Origin of the sequence: Pseudoalteromonas sp. P1-16-1b, from assembly GCF_001401785.1 — a bacterium.
In the GTDB taxonomy this organism is placed as follows: Bacteria; Pseudomonadota; Gammaproteobacteria; order Enterobacterales; family Alteromonadaceae; genus Pseudoalteromonas; species Pseudoalteromonas undina.
In genome coordinates, this window is the sequence record NZ_LKGQ01000013.1 from 23,680 (window position 1) to 48,768 (window position 25,089).

Annotated in this window: 26 protein-coding genes; 11 read left to right on the forward strand and 15 right to left on the reverse strand. The window is 40.1% G+C overall.

The annotated features are described in order from the left end of the window. Positions 1–5: 5 nt before the first annotated feature. On the reverse strand, positions 6–308 hold the full coding sequence (locus AN392_RS10670; protein ID WP_055012714.1) for a metalloregulator ArsR/SmtB family transcription factor: 303 nt from the start codon (positions 306–308) through the stop codon (positions 6–8). Between the two features lie 129 nt (positions 309–437). Here AN392_RS10670 and AN392_RS10675 point away from each other — a divergent pair, with 129 nt between their 5' ends. The 3 genes from AN392_RS10675 to AN392_RS10685 all read left to right on the forward strand — a co-directional run bounded on the left by AN392_RS10675 (position 438) and on the right by AN392_RS10685 (position 2,032). Further along, entirely contained in the window at positions 438–626 is a 189-nt protein-coding gene (locus AN392_RS10675) for a DUF2892 domain-containing protein (protein ID WP_010392474.1), read from the forward strand. A 5-nt stretch (positions 627–631) separates the two neighbouring features. Then, positions 632–976: a rhodanese-like domain-containing protein gene (locus AN392_RS10680; protein ID WP_008115421.1), complete on the forward strand. Its 345-nt coding sequence runs from the start codon at positions 632–634 to the stop codon at positions 974–976. A 159-nt stretch (positions 977–1,135) separates the two neighbouring features. After that, on the forward strand, positions 1,136–2,032 hold the full coding sequence (locus AN392_RS10685) for a hypothetical protein (protein ID WP_010392471.1): 897 nt from the start codon (positions 1,136–1,138) through the stop codon (positions 2,030–2,032). A 105-nt stretch (positions 2,033–2,137) separates the two neighbouring features. Here AN392_RS10685 and AN392_RS10690 read toward each other — a convergent pair whose 3' ends face one another. The 4 genes from AN392_RS10690 to AN392_RS10705 all read right to left on the reverse strand — a co-directional run bounded on the left by AN392_RS10690 (position 2,138) and on the right by AN392_RS10705 (position 3,980). Then, positions 2,138–2,680 (reverse strand): PH domain-containing protein, encoded by a 543-nt coding sequence (locus tag AN392_RS10690; RefSeq protein ID WP_055012715.1) that lies wholly within the window; start codon positions 2,678–2,680, stop codon positions 2,138–2,140. A gap of 77 nt (positions 2,681–2,757) precedes the next feature. Further along, positions 2,758–3,375, reverse strand: a complete 618-nt coding sequence (locus AN392_RS10695) for a LysE family translocator (protein WP_055012716.1) — start codon at positions 3,373–3,375, stop codon at positions 2,758–2,760. Positions 3,376–3,384: 9 nt separating this feature from the next. Further along, entirely contained in the window at positions 3,385–3,567 is a 183-nt protein-coding gene (locus tag AN392_RS10700; RefSeq protein ID WP_008109493.1) for a hypothetical protein, read from the reverse strand. A 14-nt stretch (positions 3,568–3,581) separates the two neighbouring features. Beyond that, on the reverse strand, positions 3,582–3,980 hold the full coding sequence (locus tag AN392_RS10705; RefSeq protein ID WP_055012717.1) for a DUF3224 domain-containing protein: 399 nt from the start codon (positions 3,978–3,980) through the stop codon (positions 3,582–3,584). Positions 3,981–4,068: 88 nt separating this feature from the next. Here AN392_RS10705 and AN392_RS10710 point away from each other — a divergent pair, with 88 nt between their 5' ends. Then, entirely contained in the window at positions 4,069–5,847 is a 1,779-nt protein-coding gene (locus AN392_RS10710) for an ABC transporter transmembrane domain-containing protein (RefSeq protein WP_055012718.1), read from the forward strand. 14 nt (positions 5,848–5,861) lie between these two features. Here AN392_RS10710 and AN392_RS10715 read toward each other — a convergent pair whose 3' ends face one another. Both AN392_RS10715 and AN392_RS10720 read right to left on the reverse strand, forming a co-directional pair. Then, positions 5,862–6,527, reverse strand: coding sequence for a hypothetical protein (locus AN392_RS10715; protein WP_055012719.1), 666 nt, complete (start codon positions 6,525–6,527; stop codon positions 5,862–5,864). Positions 6,528–6,622: 95 nt separating this feature from the next. Continuing rightward, the gene (locus AN392_RS10720; protein ID WP_010392457.1) at positions 6,623–7,255 is read right to left on the reverse strand and encodes an OmpA family protein; all 633 of its coding nucleotides are present in this window, start codon (positions 7,253–7,255) and stop codon (positions 6,623–6,625) included. Positions 7,256–7,439: 184 nt separating this feature from the next. Between AN392_RS10720 and chrA the strand changes: the two genes are divergently transcribed. Beyond that, entirely contained in the window at positions 7,440–8,591 is a 1,152-nt protein-coding gene (chrA, locus tag AN392_RS10725; RefSeq protein ID WP_055012720.1) for a chromate efflux transporter, read from the forward strand. Here the strand turns inward: chrA and AN392_RS10730 are convergent. From AN392_RS10730 to speA, 4 genes are all read right to left on the reverse strand, one after another. Continuing rightward, entirely contained in the window at positions 8,551–9,810 is a 1,260-nt protein-coding gene (locus AN392_RS10730) for a mechanosensitive ion channel family protein (RefSeq protein WP_055012721.1), read from the reverse strand. The two genes, chrA and AN392_RS10730, sit on opposite strands and share 41 nt — an antisense overlap. After that, positions 9,807–10,727, reverse strand: coding sequence for an acetyltransferase (locus AN392_RS10735; RefSeq protein WP_055012722.1), 921 nt, complete (start codon positions 10,725–10,727; stop codon positions 9,807–9,809). Before AN392_RS10735 ends, AN392_RS10730 begins: the two co-directional genes overlap by 4 nt. Before the next feature lie 18 nt (positions 10,728–10,745). Next, on the reverse strand, positions 10,746–11,618 hold the full coding sequence (locus AN392_RS10740; RefSeq protein ID WP_010392448.1) for an acyltransferase: 873 nt from the start codon (positions 11,616–11,618) through the stop codon (positions 10,746–10,748). A 61-nt stretch (positions 11,619–11,679) separates the two neighbouring features. Then, positions 11,680–13,560 carry a biosynthetic arginine decarboxylase gene (gene speA, locus AN392_RS10745; protein WP_055012723.1) on the reverse strand — a complete coding sequence of 627 codons (1,881 nt, stop codon included), beginning with the start codon at positions 13,558–13,560 and terminating at the stop codon, positions 11,680–11,682. A 198-nt stretch (positions 13,561–13,758) separates the two neighbouring features. On the opposite strand from speA, the gene speE reads away from it, so the two are divergent. Then, positions 13,759–14,622, forward strand: a complete 864-nt coding sequence (gene speE / locus AN392_RS10750; RefSeq protein ID WP_055012724.1) for a polyamine aminopropyltransferase — start codon at positions 13,759–13,761, stop codon at positions 14,620–14,622. 65 nt (positions 14,623–14,687) lie between these two features. Here the strand turns inward: speE and AN392_RS10755 are convergent, their stop codons facing one another. Next, positions 14,688–15,926: a hypothetical protein gene (locus AN392_RS10755; protein ID WP_055012725.1), complete on the reverse strand. Its 1,239-nt coding sequence runs from the start codon at positions 15,924–15,926 to the stop codon at positions 14,688–14,690. Then, complete coding sequence (locus AN392_RS10760; RefSeq protein WP_055012726.1) at positions 15,904–16,530, reverse strand: methylamine utilization protein; 627 nt, start codon at positions 16,528–16,530, stop codon at positions 15,904–15,906. Before AN392_RS10760 ends, AN392_RS10755 begins: the two co-directional genes overlap by 23 nt. Positions 16,531–16,704: 174 nt before the next feature. Between AN392_RS10760 and AN392_RS10765 the strand changes: the two genes are divergently transcribed. Beyond that, on the forward strand, positions 16,705–18,747 hold the full coding sequence (locus tag AN392_RS10765; RefSeq protein ID WP_055012727.1) for a glycoside hydrolase family 97 protein: 2,043 nt from the start codon (positions 16,705–16,707) through the stop codon (positions 18,745–18,747). 60 nt (positions 18,748–18,807) lie between these two features. On the opposite strand, the gene envZ is transcribed toward AN392_RS10765, so the two are convergent. Both envZ and ompR read right to left on the reverse strand, forming a co-directional pair. Then, complete coding sequence (envZ, locus tag AN392_RS10770; RefSeq protein ID WP_055012728.1) at positions 18,808–20,121, reverse strand: two-component system sensor histidine kinase EnvZ; 1,314 nt, start codon at positions 20,119–20,121, stop codon at positions 18,808–18,810. Between the two features lie 5 nt (positions 20,122–20,126). Next, positions 20,127–20,846, reverse strand: a complete 720-nt coding sequence (ompR, locus tag AN392_RS10775; RefSeq protein WP_008109519.1) for a two-component system response regulator OmpR — start codon at positions 20,844–20,846, stop codon at positions 20,127–20,129. Between the two features lie 183 nt (positions 20,847–21,029). On the opposite strand from ompR, the gene greB reads away from it, so the two are divergent. The 4 genes from greB to AN392_RS10795 all read left to right on the forward strand — a co-directional run bounded on the left by greB (position 21,030) and on the right by AN392_RS10795 (position 25,053). Beyond that, positions 21,030–21,503 carry a transcription elongation factor GreB gene (greB, locus tag AN392_RS10780; RefSeq protein ID WP_010392431.1) on the forward strand — a complete coding sequence of 158 codons (474 nt, stop codon included), beginning with the start codon at positions 21,030–21,032 and terminating at the stop codon, positions 21,501–21,503. A 124-nt stretch (positions 21,504–21,627) separates the two neighbouring features. Beyond that, the gene (locus AN392_RS10785) at positions 21,628–21,933 is read left to right on the forward strand and encodes a hypothetical protein (RefSeq protein ID WP_055012729.1); all 306 of its coding nucleotides are present in this window, start codon (positions 21,628–21,630) and stop codon (positions 21,931–21,933) included. A 60-nt stretch (positions 21,934–21,993) separates the two neighbouring features. Beyond that, positions 21,994–22,572, forward strand: a complete 579-nt coding sequence (locus AN392_RS10790; RefSeq protein ID WP_055012730.1) for a CBS domain-containing protein — start codon at positions 21,994–21,996, stop codon at positions 22,570–22,572. A 156-nt stretch (positions 22,573–22,728) separates the two neighbouring features. Continuing rightward, on the forward strand, positions 22,729–25,053 hold the full coding sequence (locus tag AN392_RS10795) for a Tex family protein (protein WP_055012731.1): 2,325 nt from the start codon (positions 22,729–22,731) through the stop codon (positions 25,051–25,053). Positions 25,054–25,089 lie beyond the last annotated feature (36 nt).

Genomic DNA, 25,089 nt, shown 5'->3' on the forward strand with positions numbered 1-25,089 from the left:
CGCACTTAGCCCTTACAGAATAACCCATACAAGGTACCAAGCAGAGCGACTGCATTTTCATCAATGACACGATAATAAATTGTTTGGCTCTCGCGGCGCGTAGCCACAATGTTTGCTTTACGCAACGCTGCTAAGTGCTGAGATAACGCAGACTGCGCTAATGGCACGGCTTCATTGAGCTGAGATACGCTCATTTCTGAATCTTGCAAAGAACATAAAATCATCAAGCGATTTTTATTGGCTAAAATTTTTAATAGCTGCTCGGCTTGTTCTACATTGCCGGCCATGGCAGTAAAGTCAATATTCATACTATGCTCTTATTCTAAAATAGAGTCTGAGTATAAGACGTTAGATTAGAAAAGTCTAATATTAGATTTTACTAATATAGATAAATCTAATATAGTGACTGTACTGAACTAAATAACTGGCCTACTATAATGAAGCTAAATAACGCACTCAGACTAATCGCTGGCATAATGATTATTGTGTCGCTTTTATTGCAAACTTATCACGATCCTAAGTGGATTTACTTTACAGCTTTTATCGCAGTAAATTTAATTCAATCAGCTTTTACTAGCTGGTGCCCAATGATCACTCTATTACGCAAACTTGGCTTTAAGGAATAAACACCATGCTTACCCCTATTCCAGATTTACTAAAAATAATTACTCCTAATCAGCGTCGTATTGATGCCGAACAAGCAAAGAAAGAGCTTGAGCAAAATAAAGGATTGTTGATTGATGTACGAGAACCCGCTGAACATGCCACCAAAGCAGCTATAGGCGCTATAAACATTCCTCGCGGGCTACTTGAAATGAAGCTCATGGAAATAGAAAAAGACGCAGCCCGTCCTATTTATTTACATTGCGCTAGTGGTGCGCGCGCAACATTAAGTGCAGAAGCGCTGACACGCGTAGGCTACGAAAACGTGACAGTTATTACCTGTAAAGCAGAAGATGTTTGTCAGGCATTTTAAATGCTAAGAATTAAATTACTCGGCGATCAACCGATCGCTGAGCTTTGTAACATAATCCAAATTAGAGAATTACAATGCTCAATTAAAATCAAAGATTGAAATTAATAAACTTCAAAGCTAGTGTATATAAAAAAGGAACACTCGTCTAAGGAAGACTTTATGAAAAAAGTTGCAGCTTTATTATTTTTACTCGGCATTGCTCACTCTGTAAATGCTGATGACAGCATAACCTTAATGGTATGTGAAGATTGTAATAATGACAGAGCCTCTGAACTAGCAAAAAGCAATGCACCATTAACTCAATGCCACACTACACTCTCTAATCAAAAAGCAGCGATTGCTGATCAAACATGTGATTCCAATCCGCATAAAGTTATTATTGTGGATGTCTCTGGTAACAACCATTCTGCATTTTTTGTAGGAAATCATAGTAAAAATGGGTCAGGTAAATATACAGAAGCTACGATATTAAATAAAAATGATCTGATTGCTATATCTAAACAAAAAGCAATTGATGAGCGTTTCTCAACATTTAAACACACTCTTCAGACTGAACTAGGCCTAATGTCATTTCATCAAATAAGTCAGCCTTCTCCTCTAGATAGACAAAACAACTGCCCCTCCCATATAAATAGTGCAGTAAAGGCTGTATTTGAAGAATATACATCATCACGAATTCAAAACTGGGTAAATCATAAAGTTGAAAAGAATATTAAAAACCCTGATAGCTTTTTTACATCAAAACCGATCATAGTTGGTGAAACCTTGTATCGGAATCCATGGAGTGAAATAAGTAAGAATTTAAATTTAGAAGTAAACCTTAACAACGGGAGCGACACGCAATACCGTGTTATTTTTTTAGCAAAGTGGATAAAAGAGCTAGGTGCGTTCACTTTATCGGTAAACCCTTATTTAACTTATTTAGACGGTATTGCATTAAATCACTTTAAAATATCGGCACCATCAATCTCCCATTGCTTAGAAAGTGCTCTAGATAAAAACCTGTCATCATCAATATCTTCATATATTTCGAATACTAATACTGAAGATACCTAGGATTAGCATGTTGTAGGCATCATCGGATGATGCCTACAAATAAACAAGCCAAAAAGTAATCTCTACTTAACCATATTCCATTAACTCCCTATTTAAATGACCTGATCATCTTTTTTCTTCAAGGAGTGTAACTAGCATTTGTTCGATATTTTTCACACTGTAGGCCAGCGAGCGAATAAGTTCGACTTGGCTTTGTGGCTCGTCTTGTTTTGCTTGAACGGGTTGTTCTGCCGTGAGGTTATCTTTTTGCGTTAAAATGGCTTCACGAAATCCACTGGCGTCAACTACCCCAAGTAACGATACCAACGCACCATGTCCCGACTGCCCTGCTGTTTCAAAACTTAACCGGTATAGACCAAACATGCGCATTAGCGGCCCCTGACTCAACCCGACATCAGTGATTTTTTCTAGTGGAATCGATTTTTCTTCTTTAAATAAAATACCGCGCTTCACCACTAGCTTGCGCTCTAGTAAATCGGCCGACATAGCGGCTAATACTCGACTTGCGACTAACCACACTAAAAGTAATACAACAGGTAAAAGCACAATAGTTACAACTGGAAAAAGGCTAAATATTGCAGCTAAACACATCCAGTACTGTTTGACTTTGTTATCAAAAGTAGCACTTTTTAAAATTATATTAGACATCGTTTTATCACTTTTAAATTATAGTTTTTTTAAGTTACATTAATTACCAGCTGTACACAATTCAATCAATTTGATAGTTAAAATCCAATAACCACTTTAATCGCAAGCGCGATAAATACCGCACCTAACAGCCTATCTAACCAGATATTTTGCTTAGTAAAACCAAAGCGCTTTTTAGACACCTCAGTAAGTAAAGCCACCAGTAGATACCAGCCAGTATCAATGACAAAAACCGTTAAGCACATAATAACGCCAATATTTAAAGTAAGGTTCTCTGGGTCGATAAATTGTGAAAATAACGCCAAAAAGAAAATTGCTAGTTTGGGGTTTAAAAATGCAATGGCAAAGCCATCTTGTAACGCCTTAGAGCTGCTCATGTCGCTTTGCTGAATGTTTAGCTCGCTGTCGTTGGGCTTTGAAAATAGTATTTTCAAACCTAAATATGCTAAATAGGCTGCCCCTAAATACACTAAAAATTGGTACACAGTAGGAAATTGCAACATCAATGCACCTAATCCCAACAGTGAAGCTGCGGCATATAAGCCCACTCCAAAACCATGGCTTAATGCTGCCAGCATGCCATTTTTCATACCACCGCTTAAGCTATGTTTTAATACCACAGCTAAACTGGGCCCGGGAGACATTGCCCCCATCATGCACACCAGTGCTAAGCTCAACCATAATGATAACGCCATTAATAGCCCTTATATTTCTTCATTTTCAATAAGTAATGCATAACCATGCACCTGGCCATAAAAGCCTGTCAATGGCACTGCGTTTATTACTTTCCAACCGTCTTGGTTTAATTCCTGTATGCGATCATTTAGTGCGACTATATCTACCCCACCCAAAAAACGGGCCTTTCTGAATTCGATTACTTTTTGCATTATAAATCCCTGCTTTATAGGCTGTATTCAAAATCGTAATGATGAATCCCTTGCTCAATCCGTATTTTCATACTGCCAGTTAGTCCTGCTAGCTCATCAGTGCCTGAGTCGGGCACCACTTTTAAAATCAAGCTGTCTTGGCCTTTATCCATAATACCAAAATGCTGCAGTACAAAACTGCCTTTCTTGCCCTTAAGCTCGCCCATCACTTGCTCTATTGCAACATAACCAGCACTACCTTGGGTGGGAGTCATGGCGCTAAGCATTTCGCCTTGGCTAGTTGCCGTTAAGCTGCCAGTAAATTGTTTATCAATCGACATCCGACCTAAATTAATGCCTTGCTGTCCATGTGCATACCCTTCTATAGGCGCTAATGTAACGGTAAACTCGCCGGTTATCTGTTTAGTTGTCATAATTTTTCCCTATTGATGATTTTTAATACTATTGATTTTTAATCTATTGATGCCATATCTATACCTTAATCATCAATAAGAATCTACTATGCCTACAGACAAGCCTGCTTCAGATAAAGCCGCTTTTAGCGCTTTATTCCCCATATTTAATTTTATTAAGCCCTATAAGTGGGTAGTTTTAGGGGCTCTAGTTGCATTACTTGCCACCGCAGGGGTTAACTTATCGCTAGGCCAAGGCGTTAAGTTTGTGATTGACCATGGCTTTATTGCCGGCTCGCAAGCGCAGTTACAACAAGCTGTTTTGGTATTAATTGGCCTGATCAGTTTATTGGCAGTGGGTACATTCAGCCGATTTTATTTAATGTCGTGGATTGGCGAGCGAGTCAGTAATGACATTCGAAAAGCTGTATTCAATCGTATTGTTACTTTGCATCCGAGTTACTTTGAAGAAAATCGCAGCGGCGAGCTGATGTCGCGACTCACCACCGACACTACCTTATTACAATCTATTATCGGCTCATCATTTTCTATGGCGCTGCGAAGCGCGCTAATGTTAGTCGGTGGCTTAATTATGCTGCTTGTTACTAATTTAAAGCTTACCTTGGTCGTTGTGGCCTGCGTCCCTTTAGTACTGGTGCCTATGTTGGTTTTTGGAAAAAAAGTACGCAAACTAGCAAGCTCCAGCCAAGATGCGATTGCAGATATCAGCACCTACGCGGGTGAGATCATTCAAAATATAAAAGTGGTACAGAGTTATAGCCATGAACAGCAAGAGCAATCTGCTTTTGCTAATGAAACTGAAAAGGCCTTTAACGTTGCCAAAAGCCGCATTAAACAACGTTCGTTTTTAATTGCAGCAGTTATTTTTCTAACCTTTAGTGCTATTAGTGCCATGCTCTGGGTAGGCGGTAGTGATGTGCTCGCAGGCACTATGACGGGCGGTGAACTTGGCGCGTTTGTATTTTATGCCATTATGGTGGCCATGTCGGTTGCCACCGTTGCAGAGGTTTACGGTGAATTACAACGCGCCGCAGGAGCTGCAGCAAGATTGCTCGAGTTGCTTGCGGTTGAAAGTAAAATACAAAATCCCGAAATCCCACAAGATGATCAGTTGCATACAACTACCAGCAACAGTGCAATTTCAATTGAAGGTATTAGTTTTAATTACCCTTCTCGCCCAGATGTAAGCGCATTAAATAATATCAGCTTAAATATTGAAACAGGTAAAACTGTGGCTATTGTTGGCCCTTCCGGTGCGGGTAAAACCACCTTGTTTGAACTGTTACAGCGTTTTTATGATCCTGCCAGCGGAACAATTAAATTTCATAATATAAATATTAAACAGTTGTCATTAAACACCTTACGCAACAAAATGGGTATGGTGGCACAAAACCCGATTTTATTTAGTTCTGATGTTATGCATAACATTCGCTATGGCAACCCAAGCGCCAGTGACGAGCAAGTTTATGCCGCCGCCAAACATGCCCATGCCGATGAATTTATAAAACAGTTACCACAAGGCTATAACAGCTTTTTAGGCGAGCAAGGTGTTAGGCTTTCGGGCGGACAAAAGCAACGTATTGTTCTTGCTCGCGCCATTTTAAAAGACCCAGAAATACTACTACTCGATGAGGCGACCAGCGCGCTTGATGCGCAAAGCGAGCATCATGTTCAAGCCGCACTTGAACACTTAATGCAAAATAGAACAACGCTGATTATTGCTCATAGACTGGCCACGGTAAAACATGCCGATATGATTGTAGTAATGGAAAATGGCGAAATAAAAGCCACAGGCACTCATCAGCAATTAATGGCAAATAACCCTTTGTATCAAAAACTATGTGAATTACAGTTTAATTTAGATTGATTGCATTTTAGTTGCTACTTCTTTTTAAGCCATTTATTCATTGCGGTATCGTAAGCCTCAGTTAGCTTAGTTTTATCGCACTTTACACCAGCTATGTAACTATCGGGCAAGTCATTTTTTGGCATAACCCCAGCACCAACGGATACTTTCCTAAAACAGCTATCACCTCGTTGATAAGTGGTAAATTGCATATTTTGCTGCTCTATTTTTAATAGTGGCTTTACCTTGCCTGCATGCTCTTTTAAAACTGTAATACGCTTTTTCTGAGGGTCACTCTTTGCAGTATCAGAATAGCCAGTTTGTTGCTGTAAAATACTGTTGAGTCCTTTGTTTAAATCGATCTTTTTATAAGGCTTTAAAATTACAGGCTGAGTATTTTTCGTGGTGGTATTTAGCGGCTTAGTCGTTTTCTCTGTTTTTTTATAATTAATATTTAGTGGTTTTGATTCGTTTGCATTAATAGGCTCAATAGATTTAATCTCTGTGTTTCTATTTGTATGAGCGCGTTGTTGAGGGACTTGTTGTGTTGCTTTAATTTTAGCTGGCACACTTACCATATAAGCTTTAATTGGGGTTGATTGCGGTGGTTTTATGTCAGGTGCTTTTAATGTGGCAACAAAAAGCAAAACTAATCCGTGTAAACATATTGATAAAATAATTGCCGTGCGCCACGCTGCCATAAATATGTCCTAATCGAAGAACTATTTGTGACAGCTAACGCAGGCAAAAGTGCCATTAAAATATACAAAACCACGCATTTGCGCGGTTTTAGCTATTAACCTTGTGTATTAGGCACTATTTGAATTTCGACGCGGCGGTTTTGCGCGCGACCATTCGCGGTATCGTTAGTGGCAATTGGGCGTGATTCACCAAAGCCGCTCGTGCTTACTCGTGCAGCCATAATTTGTTGGTTTACCAAGTAATTTTTTACACTTTGTGCACGCTGCTCTGAAAGAGTCATATTGTAACTATCTTTGCCCGTGCTGTCGGTGTGACCTTCAACACTTAAGTAGGTTTTTTCGTATTTATTCATTACACTTGCTATCGCATTTAGAGTGTCATGAAAGCCCGATGAAATATAAGATTGATCAGTCGCAAACGTAATATTAGATGGCATCACTAAGCGTAAGTTATCACCTTCACGTACCACTTCAACTCCCGAACCTGCTAGTTCATCACGAAAAGCAGCCTCTTGTTTATCCATGTAATCACCTACAGCTGCACCCGCTAGCGCACCAATAGCTGCACCAATAAAAATACGTTTATCTTTGTGGTTACCTGTAGCTTTACCTAAAATTCCCCCTGCTGCAGCACCAATGGCGGCGCCTTTACCCGTGTTATTCATTTCACAGCCAGAAAGTAATACAGCAACGACAGTGACACTTAAAAGTGATTTAGTTAACATCATGGTAATTTCCTATTCATTTAGAGTTTATTATTGCGATTATGCAAACATTTGTATGAACCAAAAATGAAGAGTAACGTAAAACACGTATTATTACTTACCTCATACGGACTAATGATAGCGTTTCATAAAAATGTCATACTTATTTGTGACACTTTAATGATTTATCAAAAAGGCGATGGCCACTATGTTAATTGCGATTTTTAGGCAGTTTTTTTTGCTTGGCTGCATGAGTTTTGGCGGCCCTGCCGCCCATTTAGGTTACTTTAAACATCACTTTGTTGATTCGCTGCGCTGGTTAAGTATCAGTCGCTATTCACAGCTAATAAGCCTCAGCCAAGCTCTGCCTGGCCCTGGTTCTAGTCAGGTTAGCTTTGCAATTGGAGTAGAGCGTGCAGGTGTACTCGGTGGTATCACCGCATTTATTGGTTTTACCTTGCCTTCTTTTTTAATAATGACACTGCTTGCTATTAGTGCTCACCAATTTGACGCCGTTTATTTTGCTGTGATCACCGGATTGAAGCTATTTGCCGTAGTAATTGTTGCCGATGCGACCCTTAGTATGGCCAAAAGCTTTTGCAGCAATCTAATCCTTAAGCTAATTGCAGTTATAAGCACCCTAGCTCTTGTTCTACTGCCGATGTTAAGTACACAAATTATTATTTTACTGATTGCGGCCGCAGTCGGCGCTATCTGGCCACTCTTAAAATTAAGTGATTTATCACAGCAAACTAGCAGTGAACAGGGAAAAGTTAACTGGGTTGCACTTAGTTTATTTGCGCTACTGCTTGGAGTTAGCTTTATTCCAATAGGGCAAGAATTTGCGTTATTTGCGCCTTTTTACCAAGCTGGTGCTATGGTATTTGGTGGCGGGCATGTTGTATTGCCAGTACTTCAAGCGGGTGTGCCAACGTTAAGTGATGATCAATTTTTAACGGCTTACGCCAGTGCTCAGGCTATACCTGGGCCTATGTTTACAATAGCCACCTACTTAGGCGCGCAGCTAAATACCGAGCAGCCAATAATGGGCGCAATCATAGCTACATTATTGATATTTACCCCAGGGTTTTTACTGATGTTGGCATTTCAGAAAAGCTGGATTAATTTAGCCAGTAAGCCACGCTTTGCCAGCTCAATTGCCGCGCTTAATGCCGCTGTGGTTGGTTTTTTAGCTGCAGCATTGTATTCGCCCATTTGGACTTCAGCTATTAATAATGTGTGGCATATTGCATTAGTGATTGCTGCATTTGCGTGGCTACGTATGAAAAAGCCACCTATTTGGTGGCTATTATTGCTCTTTATTGGTGTTGGCCTTGGACAGCATTATTGGGCACTTTAATACTAGGTTTGCCCGCCATATTCACCCCGTCAGCTGGGCTTAACTGCCCACTGACACTTTGATAAGCACGCAGTCCAAACACCGGTAATACGGCCAGTAAATGGTCCATAATTTCAGCTTGTAAGTGCTCGTACGATATCCAACGTTTGTCTTCACTAAAGCAGTAAAACTCAATCGGTAGGCCATGGTTAAGCGGTTGTAGTTCACGCACCATAAGTGTGAGCGAGGTATTGATTTTACTGTGTTGCTTTAAGTAACCCTCTGCATAGCGACGAAATAACCCTAAGTTAGACACCGGATCGGGAAGTGTGCCTAGTCGAATATATTCTTGCAGTGGTATTGCCGCTTCTATTTGCGCTTTAAAGTCATCATCAACTAAAAAGATGCTGTTCATATCAATGTTTAAAGAACGTTTAATACGTCGCCCACCAGACTCCTGCATACCGCGCCAGTTTTTAAATGAACCGGCCACCAGCATATAAGTGGGTATAGTCGTTATGGTGTTGTCCCAGTTACGCACTTTTACAGTATTAAGTCCTAAATCAATTACTTCGCCATCGGCGCCGTAGTTATCTACTTGGATCCAGTCTCCATAGGTCACTAAGCGGTTGGCAGCAATTTGAATGCTGGCAACAAAACCTAATATGGTGTCTTTAAATACTAATAAAGTAACAGCGGCGATCGCACCAAAACCAGAAAGAATATAAGTCGGCGATTTTTCAAGCACAATACTAACAATTAATATTGAACACACAATAAAGGTGATCAGCTTCACTACTTGAATTAGCCCTTGAATAGGCACTTCGCGGGCAAAGTCTAGTTGGTTATAAATAGCGCCAGCAATGCTCACTATGCTGCTAATAATAAAACCTATATAAATAATTAATAATGCTTGGCCAATGGTTTTAAGGATCTCTTGGGCAATTTCATTAACGGGATAAACACTATCAAATGTGGCTAAAAAAAGTACACAGCATAACAAGCAAGCAATTCGTTTATTCAGCTTGGTCAGCATAGGTGACAATGAACCAATACGTTCAGGCGAGAGTTTAGTCACCACCTTTTGAATACCCGGTAACATTAAGCGACGCGTAAATAAGTAAACAAATAATAAAGAAAGGATGCCAATGGATGAGGCCGTGATTGCACTGAGAAAAAAAGCATCGGGGACTTTTTCAAACCAAGGAGTAATTAGCTCCTGTAGGTGTGTTTTGGTCATGGTATTTCAATTTCCTTACTGGGAGTTAATTCAGTACTAGCTTGCTGAATATGAAGAGCGCTTAATTGCTTATCTTTTTTTATCCATAAATTATTTAAATATTGCTGAAACTCGGCTCTAAATGCGTGATCTGTTTGGTAACTGCCAATCATTTGTGTATTTATCGGCATCACCTCAATTGTAATGTTAATAGACTCTAGTTCGCCTTTTAAAATATTACGACACACATGATCTGACTTACCGCTATACACTAAACTAGTGTTAAGCATAGCGTCAAATTGCTCGTTTAAAACTTCTAAGGCAAAAGCAGTTCCACCAGCCTTAGGCTTTAATAAATGCTGAAAAGGACTTTGTTGATGCTTATGCTTTTGCGCTGTAAAACGCGTACCTTCTACAAAGTTCACTATGGTTGTAGGGTGATGACGAAAATTACGGCAACTACGCTTAGTACGCTCGACATCTAGGCCTTTTAAACTGGGATTTTTTGCCAATTGCGCTTTGCTCACCCGTTTCATAAAGGGCATACCCATTGCCCACGCACCAGTGCCTATAAATGGCACGTATTTAAGCTCATCTTTTAAAAAAAACTTAGGAGCTGGTAATGCATTTAACGAGCTTAATACCGCAATATCAAGCCAGCTAATATGATTACTAATTAGCAAATACCAGCTATTAGCATTTACCTCCCCACTAATATTAACTTTAATATCATTACAGCCTAGCCAAAGCCCTAAGCGGTTACCTTTACACCACCCCTTGTACGCACCGTGTAATAATTTACTTACTACGGGTATGGGCAAAACCAATTTAATTAACCCAAGGGTAAGCACTAATGCGCCAAATATTATTAAATTAGCAAATAAAACACAGCCAACAATTAAGCCATTTAACCAATTAGGTAACCATTTTTTTAGCATAACTGTCAGCTCATTTTGTTATTTTTGTTTTAAATTAACCAACGTCTGGTTCTTTTCTTCCCACACGCGATTTAATTCCGTTTGAAAACGTACTCTAAAGTCGGGATCATTAGTGTAATCACCAATTAAGTCCTCACTAACGCCTTTTACTTCAACATGTACATCAATGTGTTTTACTTTACCGGCTGCAAAATCCATAAAAGTAGGAATGCCCTCAGGGTAATGAATAGTGACATTTACCACCTTAGAAATTTGCTCACCCATAGCTTGCATTACAAACGCCACACCACCCGCTTTCGGTTTAAGCAAGTGAGGAAACGGGCTATTTTGGCGCGCATGCTTTTGCGCTGTAAAACGCGTACCTTCAACAAAGTTAACCACACTAACCGGCATTTCTTTAAATTTTTCACACGCTTTACGAGTCGTTTCTAAATCTTTACCACGCAATTTAGGATTCTTTTTTAATTGGCTTTTACTGGTGCGGGTCATAAAAGGAAAGTCGAGCGCCCACCAACACAAACCTAAAACAGGTACGTAAATAAGCTCTTTTTTCAAAAAGAAATTTAAAAAAGGTATTTTGCGGTTAAACACTCGCTGTAACACTAAAATATCCACCCAGCTTTGGTGGTTCGCAATAACTAGGTACCAATCTTTCAATTTTAGCTCTTCTAGACCGGTTACATTTAGCTTTGTTGGCGTTAATAACGTTTGATTTAAGGTGTTAAACGTCACCCAAATAGAGGCACATTGCTTGGCTGTCCAGCTCATTAACTTTTGAAGTCCCTTAATTGGGATTAGCTTAACGATGCCACAAATAAAAATAGGTACAAACCAAAAAAGAGTGTTTATTGTGTAAAAGAAAATACTAAATACACTGCGAATAACTGACATTACTTCTATTCCTTTAAACATCGCGCAGCCACAAATGACCGCGCTTAACTATGCAACTAAATTAATCTTCAAAATAGGTGTAGCCTTCAAGCCCTGCATTAAGCTCGGCTAAGTAACCTTCTTTACAGTGTTCTGATACATCAAGTTTATTAATTTGAGTGGCAAAGTTATCAGCTAATAACTCGCTATCATAATCAACAAATTTTAATACATCCTTAACGCTGTCACCTTTAATGGCATTGGTTAACACATATCCTTGCTCATTAAGCTCAACATGAACTGAATCGGTATCACCAAATAGGTTATGTAAGTCACCTAAAATCTCTTGGTATGCCCCTACCATAAACATCGCAATATGATACTGCTGACCTTGTGTATATTCAGGAATAGGTAAACTGGTTTCAATTCCTGCTCCTTCAACGTACTCACGTATTTGCCCGTCAGAATCACAAGTAATGTCTTGGATAATAGCGCGCTGAGTAAGCGGCTGCGTTAGGTTTTCGATGGGCATAACCGGAAATAACTGCTGAATGCCCCAAACATCGGGTAACGACTGAAATAATGAAAAATTCACAAACAGTTTATCGGCTAGTTTTTCGTTTAAATCATCCAGCACTTCGCGGTGAGCTCGTGCATTAGAGCTTAATGAAGCTCGAACGCGATGTAAAATAGTAAAGTAAAGCTGCTCTATTTTCGCCCACTCTAGCATGCTCACTAAACCATGCACGTATTGATCGTGTGCTTCACTAAATAAGTGCATTGCATCATGATAAATCTCTAATGCCATACGCGGGTTCAAACGTTGTAAACACTGCCACATTTCATCCAATACTAAGGCACTGTTTTTAACAGGTGGTTCTGGGTTTAAATGATTTGGCGCTTTTTCAACATCAATCACATCGGTAATAAGCACCGCATGATGTGCAGTAAGAGCACGGCCAGATTCGGTAATAATTGCAGGGTGAGCTAAGTTATGTTGGTCGCACACCTCGGCAAATGCATTTACTACATTACGCGCATATTCTTCGACTGTGTAGTTCATTGAGCAAGCACTACGTGAGCCTGAACCTTCGTAGTCAACGCCAAGCCCGCCACCCACATCAACAGTATTGAGCGGTACACCGTATTGAGTTAATTCAGCAAAATGGCGAGCACACTCGCGCAAAGCACGATGAATATCGCGAATATTGGCAATTTGAGAACCAATATGAAAATGTACCATCTGCATTAAATGCAACTTGTTATGTTGCTTGAGCACTTCCACTGCACTGAGTACTTGTCCTGCAGTTAAGCCAAACTTACCTTTTTCACCACCGGTATTTTGCCATTTACCTTTACCAACCGAATTTAAGCGAATGCGAATACCAATAGCAGGCTCAATACCTAAATTATCAATTTCTTCCAGCAGTGTGGTTAGCTCAGAGAGTTTTTCAACCACAATTTTAACGCTGTGCCCCATTGCTTGACCAATACAGGCTAAACGTAAAAACTCACTGTCTTTGTAGCCGTTACATACAATTGTAATAGGCTCTTTTGCTACACCTAAAATTGCCATTAGTTCAGGTTTAGAACCGGCTTCAAGCCCCACTAAACCACTTGGGTGTGCTAAAAGCTTACTTACTACAGAACGCTGTTGATTTACTTTTATAGGGTAAACACAGGTGTATTTACCATTATATTCACGGTTAGTGCGCGCTTGAGTAAACGCATTGGTGAGCGTATCTACACGATTTTTTAAAATATCGGTAAAGCGCACCAATACAGGTAAGGTTAATCCTTGCTGTTTAAATTGCTCAGTAAGCTGGCTTAAAGAAATGGCAGGTTTTGTTTGGTCGCCATCCGGATAGGCTATCAATTCACCTTGTGCGTTAATATCAAAATAACCATCGCTCCAATGAGCAACATTGTATGTAGCACGTGCTGTTTCTAAACCCCAAGTCATGGCAACTCTTCTTTATTAAATTAGGTGTAAAGGGGCATTTTAATACGTCACTATCTGCTAAGCTAACAAAAATTGAACTTTCCCCTCTTTATAGCTAACTTTATTCGCTAAAGAGCGTAAAATTTGATTGAGCAATAGCGCAAGCACTGGCAGAATTGCCTCCTTTTTTCATACTCAACCAAAAGTGTAACAACAACTATGGCAAATTTAGATCAAAGTAAGTGGTTTACTGAAATTAGCGACCGCGATGGCAGCGCATTTTCATTACGTATTAACAAAAAGTTAGATGAAAAACAGTCTCCTTTTCAAAAAGTAGAAATGTTTGAAACCACAGACTTTGGTAATTTAATGATCATTGATGGTTGCACTATGGTGAGTAGCCGTGAAAACTTTTTTTATCATGAAATGATCAGCCACCCAGCATTACTAGCACACCCAACCCCTAAAAATGTGGTTATTATTGGCGGCGGCGATTGCGGTACATTACGTGAAGTGCTTAAGCACCCAAGTGTAGAAACTGTAACCCAAATCGATATTGACGAAGTAGTTACCCAAATGTCGTTAAAGTACTTCCCAGAGTTATGTGAATCAAATAACGATCCACGTGCCACTGTGATGTTTGACGATGGCATTAAATATATGCGTGAAGCAGCTGGTGAGTCTATTGATGTGGTGATTGTTGATGGAACTGATCCGGTAGGCCCTGGTGAGGGTTTATTTAACCATGCGTTTTATACTAGCTGTTTAAACGCACTTCGCCCTGGTGGAATACTCGTACAACAAAGCGAATCGCCATTAATGCATATGCCACTTCTGGTTGAAATGCGCGAAGCTATGCTAAGTGTTGGTTTTAAAGACTTGCAAACTCTTCCATTCCCACAACCTATTTATCCAAGTGGGTTGTGGTCGGTGACGCTAGCTCGCAAATCTGAAGCATTTAACGGTTTTAGAGAAGACGGCGCAGCCATAATTGCTGAGCATAGTGAATACTACAATGGCGGCATTCATCACGGTGCACTCGCAACACCTAATTACATGAAACGCGCTTTTGACAAAAAATAAAAAGCCATAAATACAAAGTAGGGCTCACAAGAGCCCTTATCTGTTTCAATTTGTTATTCTTCCAACTAAAACCGAAACTGAGCATTTAATGCTATTTGCTGCTGCGATATTCTCGATGCTTTATTCATAGCTACTCGGTTATCTGCTTGGCTATGAAGCGCTGACCCCTCAACACCTATTTGCCATTGTGGTGTAAGCTGATAACGCCAAGTTGCTGTTAGTCCCTCGCCATGACTAGCATTAGGGTCAAACTTCCAATCGTCTTTGTCTGTCACCTCAAAATAATCGTAACGTACTGAGAAACGGTGGCGTTTTATTTTATGACTCAATAATGCAAAATGACTATAAAATCGAGTATCAACGCCGCGGTTTTGACCCATAGCCGTACCACCCAACATTATTTGGATAATTAATCGTGTTTTCGGTGTAAATTTATTTAGCCATGCGACACTTAAAAATCGAGTATCCCAGGCATATTGACCCGTATTATAATTAAGAGCGCCAGGGTCACCATTGTTATCATAGTAGTACACTCGCAACTGAGACTTTTTTAAATAATCCCAATGTCCACCAACGTAATAACCAAATCGCCCATCGACCTCTTCAAACGGTAAAACTTGGTTTGCTTGAAATTGTAACTGTGGAGTATTTAAAGACGCAACAGGCGCAAAAGCGAGAGCCTCATTAAGTGTTGTTTGGCGATCATGCAAAGCAAAGCCTCGCCAAGCGAGTAATGTCCCCGCAGGATCGTTACCTTTAAATGTCGCACCAACCAAACTAAAACTATGGGCACTATTAAAATTACGGGCTGGGCGCTTAATTGTTGCTTCAACACCTAGCGTTCGCAGCTCTTCACCTACCCAAGAGTTAATTGCCGAATTGGTATAGTTATATGCAGATAACCAGCCCATATCAGGGTTTTCTAATGACAATTGTGGATAAAAGCCACCCACTTTAATATGCCATTTATAATCACTGCGAACTAAAGGTTTATATTGCAGATAAGCCTGACTAACCCCCAAGGTACTTTTTGGATCTTGATATAAATTAACTACAGCATGGGCAGACCAACTAGAACTTATATCTGCACTTAAATCAATAATTCCCTGAGATAAAACCACACCTTGATTAGCCGCATCATGGCGATATAAACCAATTCCACCCTCTTGCCAGCTTAGTTGTGAATCAGCTTGCACTGCCCTTACTTGCAGCAAACCTTTAACTTGTGCGTTGGCTGAAAAAACACTCAACAAGCAAATAACAACGGCTAAGCCCAATAGACTATTCATAATCGTCAAACTCATCAACTTCAACCCTAATAGGCAAAGTTAGTTTTTGTTTTAACTGATAACTTAATTTATTGTTAGTTATAACAACTTCTTGCGACTCTATGTTGCTAATATCTCTAAAGCCTTCATGCCAAACATTTAGTTTATAGGCTCCATTTGGGATATCGAACGATGCAAGGCCCTGCTCATTGGTGATTGCATAATATGGGCTATCCACAACAACAATGTAACCCAACATCCAATCATGAATATTACAACCAAGCTCCACAACTCCTGTTTGTTCAAATGTAATTGGATCTTGTGGTTGTTCTCGATAAAGCTTTAATTCAAATGTTTTGCTTTTAGAAAATGAATACACGTGATGCATTATCGAGTCAGCGTTAGGAAATTCAACTTGGCTGTTTTTTTCAACGACTAAGATATGTGGTGTAAATTGGCGATTTTTTTGTGTCATAGTGAAAAGTGATTTATTTATATTCACGCCAGAGGCTTGATCTGGAGCTAACCAAACAACAACATTTTCTTGAACTTTTTGGTTGTTATTATAAACAGTAACCGTTGCTGCACTACTCTTAAAAACAATGATACAACCTAAAATAGCGAGTAAAATTTTCAGCATATTTTCTTCTTGTTAAATTCTTTTTATTTATTATAGAACTAATTACATAAAGTTTTGCAGATTAATTAACACACTCTTTTTTAGCTAATTAATTGAATACGTATGCAGCTATCTCGTAATAGTGTGTTCATCACTTTATGCTCATAACCTACGGTTTGACATCAAGGACACACAATGAGATTACCTTTACTACTAGTTGCTTTACTTGCAAGCAGTGCTTTTGCAAAAGAAGCCACGCTGAAATCACCTGATCAAAAAATTAAAATTACCATTTCTGATCAATCATCATCCCCTCATTACTCTATTAGCTTTAATGGTAAGCCTGTTATTGAGCAGTCACGCTTAGGTTTTAGGTTTAAAAGCCAAGCACCATTTGATGACGGCTTTGTTATTAGTGAAGTAACTCGTTCACAAACCGATAGCCAATGGCAGCAACCTTGGGGAGAGCGTCAAACCGTTGTTGATAAGCACAATGAAATTGCCGTTACCTTCAATAAACCGGCGCCCCACGCTGGCACATACACTGTACGATTTAAAGCCTTTGATAGTGGTGTAGGTTTTCGCTATGAAGTCCCTAAGCAAGCCGATTTTGAAAAAACTGAAATTACTAAAGAACTGACCGAATTTGCTATTGCCGCAAAAGATAAAACCACCGCATGGTGGATACCTGCTCGCGGTTGGAACCGTTATGAATATGTCTATAACACTACAGACTTACAAAATGCTGCACTTGTTCATACCCCTTTTACCTTTAAAAATGGTAACGGTGTACATGTCAGCATTCATGAAGCAGCTCTGGTAGATTATGCAGGGATGGTGCTTAACCAGCGTCGCCCTGGTACGTTTAGTGCCGATTTAACGCCATGGTCTGATGGCATTGCCGTTAAGAAGCAAGGCGCATTCAACACTCCTTGGCGCACCATTCAAATAGGTGAGCGAGCGATAGACTTAGTTAATTCAGATATTATTTTAAACCTGAATGAGCCAAATAAACTCGGTGATGTGTCGTGGGTTAAACCAGGTAAATATGTAGGTATTTGGTGGGGAATGCACATCAATGAAACAACTTGGGGCAGCGGAGAAAAACACGGTGCCACCACAAAAAATACTAAATACTATATGGACTTTGCCGCTGAGTATGGCTTTGACGGCGTATTAGTTGAAGGTTGGAACACAGGTTGGGATGGCGACTGGTTTTATAATGGTGATGTATTTAGCTTTACTCAGCCTTATGACGATTTCGATATTGCAGCGCTTACACAGTACGGTAAAGAAAAAGGGGTACAGTTAATTGGTCACCATGAAACCTCTGGCAATGTCAGCAATTATCGCGACCAAATGGAAGATGCTTTTGCGCTTTATGAAAAATCGAATGTAAGCCAAATAAAAACTGGTTATGTGGCCGATGGTGGCAATATAAAACGCATAGATGAAAACGGCATTGCCCGCTTTGAATGGCATGACGGCCAATTTATGGTAAATGAATACTTACATAACATTAAACTTGCCGCTAAATACAAGCTAAGCATCAACACCCATGAACCAATAAAAGACACGGGTCTGCGCCGCACTTACCCTAACTGGATTGCCCGTGAAGGTGCGCGTGGTCAAGAGTTTAACGCATGGGGCACACCACCCAATCCACCAGAACACATTCCCATGCTTGCCTTTACGCGTATGCTGGCAGGACCAATGGACTTTACCCCTGGTATTTTTGAAATGAGCTTTAATGGCTTAGGAGGCGATACAAATCGCCCACAAACAACACTAGCAAAGCAATTAGCATTGTATGTAGTAATGTACAGCCCAATTCAAATGGCGGCGGATTTACCACGGAATTATTTAGCTAAACCCGATGCTTTTCAGTTCATTCAAGACGTACCAACCGATTGGCAGCAAAGTATTGCGCTTGATGGTGAAGTAGGCGACTTTATTGTATTTGCACGCAAAGAGCGCAAGCGCGATAACTATTCAGGTAACGATTGGTACTTAGGTGCAGTTACCGACGAAAATGCCCGCACCATTGAGATTAAACTCGACTTTTTAGATAAAGATAAACAGTTTGAAGCGCAAATCTACCAAGACGGTAAAAACGCTGAATGGAAGAACAATCCTTATGATTTAAGCATTGAAAAACGCACTGTTACCGCAAGCGATAAGCTAACATTAAAATTGGCCACCAGTGGCGGTACAGCCATTCGTTTTAAAGCCCTCTAGTAGTTAATCTGAACTCTAGATAATAAATTAACGCTATCTGCAACCATGCAGATAGCGTTATTAGCTTGGATTAGTAACCTTTATTGGTAGGTATATTTGCGCACTTAAACCACCTTCAGGGCGATTAGAGAGCACCACCTTGCCGCCATGCATATCGATAATACGCTTAATAATTGCAAGGCCTAGGCCGCTACCTTCACTACCGCGAGCTGCATCACCTTGTTTAAACGGCTCAAACACAGACTCCAACTCGCTTTCAGGAATACCCGGACCACTATCGTTGACCGCAATAACCACATATTTTTTATTGGAATTAAAATAACTGAGTACTTCAATATCACCCTCTGAGTAGCGTAGTGCATTTTCTATCATATTGGTCACTACTCGCTTAATCGCGACACTACTTATGGGAATTTTTCCAATATTAGGATTCGGTTTAAACGTGATCGCACGTTGATGCTTAAGCTCACTTTGTACGACTTCACCAAGGAGCGCATTAATATCTTCGCAGGTTTGTTCTTCACGTTTATGATGGCGTAAATATTCGATAAATTGATCGATAATGCCATTCATATCTTCAATATCGTAAATAATGCCTTCACGTAAATAATCATCTTCATCAACCATCATTTCTGTGGCTAAACGAATACGCGTAAGCGGTGTGCGTAAATCATGAGAAACACCGGCCATAAGTAATCGACGGTCGTTTTCAAGGGCAGCAATACCTCGCGACATTTGATTAAAGGCGCGCGTTACCTCAATAACCTCACTCGACCCTTGCTCTTGTAACTTGGTACTAAAGTCGCCTACCCCTACTTTTATCGCAGCTTGTTGTAATGCTTTTAGTGGTCGGTTCAAATGCCTGGCAAATAACCAACCTCCTAGTACACTTAAAAAGCCGATACTAGAAAGATAAAAGGTTAAAAACTCAAGGTTACTTTCTTTAAATCCGGTGAGCGGCACTTTGACCCAATAACCCGGCGCCTGCGGGGCTTCTACCCAATAAATAAGCGGATCAGTTTGACTAATGCGCACCCGAGAAAAGCCATTTAATTGCTCAGACATACTACGCGATAGCCCAGAATACTCACGACTTTGGCCTAAACCATGACGCATAGCTTCACGCTGAGTCATTACTTCAATGCCGGTTATTTCAAAAAACTTCTCAGAGACTTCATCGGTGACTTCAACGCCATCTTCCCAATCAATAAACACGGTTTTAATTTGCTTAGCCAGCATTAAATTAACTTGTTCAATGGTGGGTTTAACTACATATAAACTTACCGTGACGTAGGAAACTATTTGGTTAATAAGCAACAAAGCGGCAACCAAAAATACGGTTTGTCCAAACGCACTACGCGGAAACATTCCCATAATGATTACTTTTCACCGTCAGGAACAAATACATAACCTAAACCCCATACCGTTTGAATATAGCGTGGGTTAGCGGCATCGACTTCGATCATTCTACGAAGACGTGATACTTGAACATCAATACTGCGCTCAAGCGCACTGTAGTCTCGCCCTCTAGCTAAGTTCATTAATTTATCACGACTTAATGGCTCACGCGGATGAGACACTAACGCTTTTAGCACCGCAAATTCACCACTAGTGAGTGACACCGTGTTATCGCCTTCACTCATTTCGCGGGTGGCTAAATTTAGGGTAAATTTACCAAACGCAATTAAGTTCTCCTGCGCTGAAGGCGCCCCTGGTACTTCTTTTGATTGGCGACGTAAAATGGCTTTTATGCGCGCTAATAGCTCGCGAGGATTAAACGGTTTCGGAATATAATCGTCAGCGCCGAGTTCTAGGCCAATAATGCGGTCTACTTCATCGCCTTTGGCGGTCAGCATGACAATAGGAATTTGGTTTTCTTTTTGGCGTAAACGTCTGCAAATAGAAAGCCCATCTTCGCCGGGCAGCATTAAATCAAGCACCATTAGATGAAAGTTTTCACGCTCAATTAGTCTATCCATTTGCTCTGAATCCGCAGCTGTTCTTACAATAAACCCTTGCTCTACCAAATAACGTTCCAGCAAACTACGCAAACGTTTATCGTCATCAACCACCAATACTTTTACTGTCTCTTGTCCCATAATCTGTTGCTTATTTTTATAATTTATTAATCGTTAATATAAATGAAAAACTTAATAATAAAAAACTAATTAAGTGCTTAGATTGTTACTGAACATTTCAAATTCATTGATAGCTATTTTATCTCGACAAGCTGCCTTTATTTTAATACCTTGCCACTCATGAAGATTAAACAAGAACTCAGCGTGAAAACAAACTTAATTACTCGCGAAGGTTATTTACAATTGCAGCAAGAACATGATCATCTTTGGAATGAAAAACGTCCAGAAGTGACTAAAATTGTGAGTTGGGCTGCTAGCCTAGGTGATCGCTCTGAAAACGCAGACTATCAGTACAACAAACGTTTACTACGTCAAATTGACCGTCGTGTTCGCTATTTACGAAAACGCATCCCCGATTTAAAAATTGTTGACTACTCGCCCGTACAAGACGGCAAAGTTTTTTTTGGAGCGTGGGTAGAAATAGAAAACGAGGCCGGTGAGTGTAAAAATTTTAGAATTGTCGGCCCCGATGAAATTTATGATCGCAACGACTATATTTCTATCGATTCACCAATGGCTCGAGCGCTATTAAAAAAACAAGTAGACGATGATTTTGAGGTCATGACTCCGCAAGGTGCTAAGCAGTGGTACGTAAATAACATTACCTATCAAAAATGACAGCGCTGAGTTTTGATTCAGATCATATTAACTTTTTATTGTTTATATTATCTGAGTAAGCTATAACTAAAGTTACTCAAGTAATGTTGTATTAACTTGAGAGTAGTTAATTAAGGTCACCATTATGTCAAACATAACAGCGCGCATATTACAAAATGCCCTCGTGTTTGCACTCTTTATGAGTGTGAGTTTGACATTACATGGCGCACCTAAAAATAACAAACTTGATGCTGGTTTTGCTCCAGCTGAATTTATTGTTTGTGACTCCCCTGACCAAGCAAACCTCGACACCGATTTAGATTCTCATGTTGGTGTTATTGCGCTTAGAGAAATCCAACCACTTCCTTTAGCGTTTTTCTTTCATTATGAAAGTCGATTTTTAGCCACTGCCTACAGTAATGCAAACCCGCGAGCGCCACCCGTTATTTAATTTAATAACTTGCTTTTAAACATTATTAAATTTGTATAACTATTTATTTAGGTGGATATTATGTCTAACTTTAAAGAACTCCGTACCCAAGATATTTCTCATGGCACTATTGCTGATACTTTTACTAATGAGGCTGTGATTGATTTAACCTCTCCAGCAACACGTATAGTAACTAGCTTTACTCAAACAAGTCCTATGCGCGCAGCGTTTGATACAACCATTGAACAAGCATCAAAACAACTAAATACTCAGCCTTCTGATTTTATTTTAGTAACTGACGAACAACAAAAACTAATTGGTATTGTCGCAAGTGCAGATTTACAAAGCTCAAAAATCATGATTTTATCGCAGCGTTTAGGCTTGCCTCGTAGTGAAATTAGCTTACGCTATTTAATGACACCGCTGAGTAACTTAATGGGTGTAAGTATGAAAAGCTTAAGCTACTCATGTATCGGTGATGCACTGCAAACTATGGAACATCATGGTGCTATGTTTATATTAGTTACTGCGGCTAATAATGAAATAAGTGGTTTAATTTCAGCACGCGATATAGCACGTAAGCTGCAAATTCCTGTTCATATTAGCCCAATAGCGCACACATTTAGTGAAGTACTCGAAAGTGTAGAGCACCCTCACTAAATCCGCTTTTTATTGCCCCAGCAATGGCATCTTAAAGCAAGTAAAATAGCTTGCTTTAAGAGCTTTTTATTACCCTCCCCTGTGATATTATTCAAGACATTGACGCATCAGTTAACTTTTTAGCTGGTCTTATTTTTTGTATTAAAAGGTTTTTGCATGAGCGATATCTCTGCACGTTTAGCAACTGAGCTAAATGCACAGCAGCAACAAGTGGTTGCAGCAACAAAGTTACTTGATGAAGGCGCAACCGTCCCCTTTATTGCCCGTTACAGAAAAGAAGTGACCGGTGGATTAGATGACACCCAACTACGCCTTCTAGAACAACGTTTATCTTATTTGCGTGAACTTGAAGAGCGTCGTGGCTTTATCCTGTCGACGATAGAATCACAAAATAAGCTTAGTGCTGAATTAGCGGCTGATATTAAAGCTGCACAAAGTAAAACCGAACTAGAAGACTTATATTTGCCTTATAAAGCAAAGCGCCGCACTAAAGGTCAAATAGCTATTGAAGCCGGTTTAGAACCACTAGCTGATGCGTTATTTAACGATCCAATGCTTGACCCAGACGCTGAGGCTGCAAAATTTATTAATGCCGAAAAAGCGATTGTCGATACTAAAGCAGCGCTTGATGGTGCTAAGTTTATTTTGATGGAGCGCTTTGCTGAAGACGCTAAATTACTCGCTAAATTTAGAAGTCATATTAGTCAAAATGGAGCGATTGAAAGTAAACTTATTGATGGTCAAGAACAAGCGGGGGCTAAATACCGAGACTACTTTGAACATCAAGAACCATTAAAGAAAGTCCCCTCGCATCGTGCATTAGCCATGCTAAGAGCTCGTAATGAAGGTATTTTACAGTTAACTATTAATCCTGAGCCAAGCGCTGAAAACCCAGCGCAATTGTGTGCACAGATGATCAGCGATCATTACCGCCTAGATATTAAAAATAAACCTGCCAGCGCTTGGTTATTAACTGTAGTGCAATGGGCGTGGAAAATTAAGCTTGGATTACATCTAGAAAATGAATTTTTAGCCGCAATGCGTGAAAAAGCCGAGACTGGTGCCATTGATGTATTTGCTAAAAACTTAAAAGACTTATTAATGGCAGCCCCTGCAGGCCCTCGCACTACGTTAGGCTTAGATCCTGGTTTACGTACCGGTTGTAAAATTGCCGTGGTTGATAGCACAGGTAAGCTGCTTGCTACCCAAACGATTTTTCCACATGCACCACAAAATCATTGGGATAAATCATTACGCACGCTCGAGCAATTATGTCGCCAGCATAAAGTTGAGCTCATTGCGATTGGTAACGGTACCGCTTCTCGCGAATCAGATAAACTAGTTGGCGAACTTATCAAAGCCAATACCGAGCTTAAACTAAATAAAATCATGGTCAGTGAGGCCGGCGCTTCGGTTTACTCTGCTTCTGAGTTTGCTGCTAATGAATTTCCTGATTTAGATGTATCTTTACGCGGTGCCGTATCTATTGCACGTCGCCTTCAAGATCCATTGGCTGAGCTGGTTAAAATAGAGCCTAAGTCTATTGGTGTAGGCCAATATCAACATGATGTATCACAAAGCCAACTAGGACAAAGCCTAATCTCAGTGGTAGAAGACTGTGTAAACAGTGTAGGTGTTGATTTAAATATGGCCTCTGTACCTTTGCTTGCACGTGTCTCTGGTTTAAACAAAACCTTAGCGCAAAATATTGTAAGCTACCGTGATACAAATGGGTCATTTACAAAACGTAGTCAGTTGAAAAAAGTAGAACGCTTAGGGCCAAAAGCATTTGAACAAGCAGCCGGCTTTTTACGCATTAACAATGGCAGCGATCCACTAGACAACTCATCAGTTCACCCTGAAGCATACCCTATCGTTAAGCGTATTTGTGAGCACAACCAGGTAGACGTAAATAACCTCATTGGTAACAAAGAGTTTTTAAATAAGCTCGCTGCAAATGACTATATTGACGATAAATTTGGTCTGCCTACCGTGACCGATATTATTAGCGAACTTGATAAGCCGGGTCGCGATCCGCGCCCTGAATTTAAAACTGCTGAGTTTAAAGCAGGCGTTGAAAAAATTAGTGATTTAAAACCAGGAATGATTTTAGAAGGCGTAGTATCGAACGTAGCTAATTTTGGCGCATTTGTGGATGTTGGCGTACATCAAGATGGACTAGTGCATATTTCGGCTATTACTAATAAGTTTATTTCAGACCCACGAGAAGTGGTTAAAGCTGGTGACATTGTTAAAGTGAAAGTGGTTGAGGTTGACGCTGCACGTAAACGCATTAGCTTTACCATGCGCCTAGATGACGAGGTAGACACTAGCAATAAAGCTGCCCCTGCGGCGGTGCAAAAGCCACGTGGCAACAATGCAAATCAATCGCGAGCGCCCAAACCTAAGCGCGACACAGGCAATGCAATGATGGGCAATGCGTTTGCTGATGCCTTTGCAAATGCGAAAGTGAAAAAATAAAATGACCCCATAAAAAAACCGCTTAGGCGGTTTTTT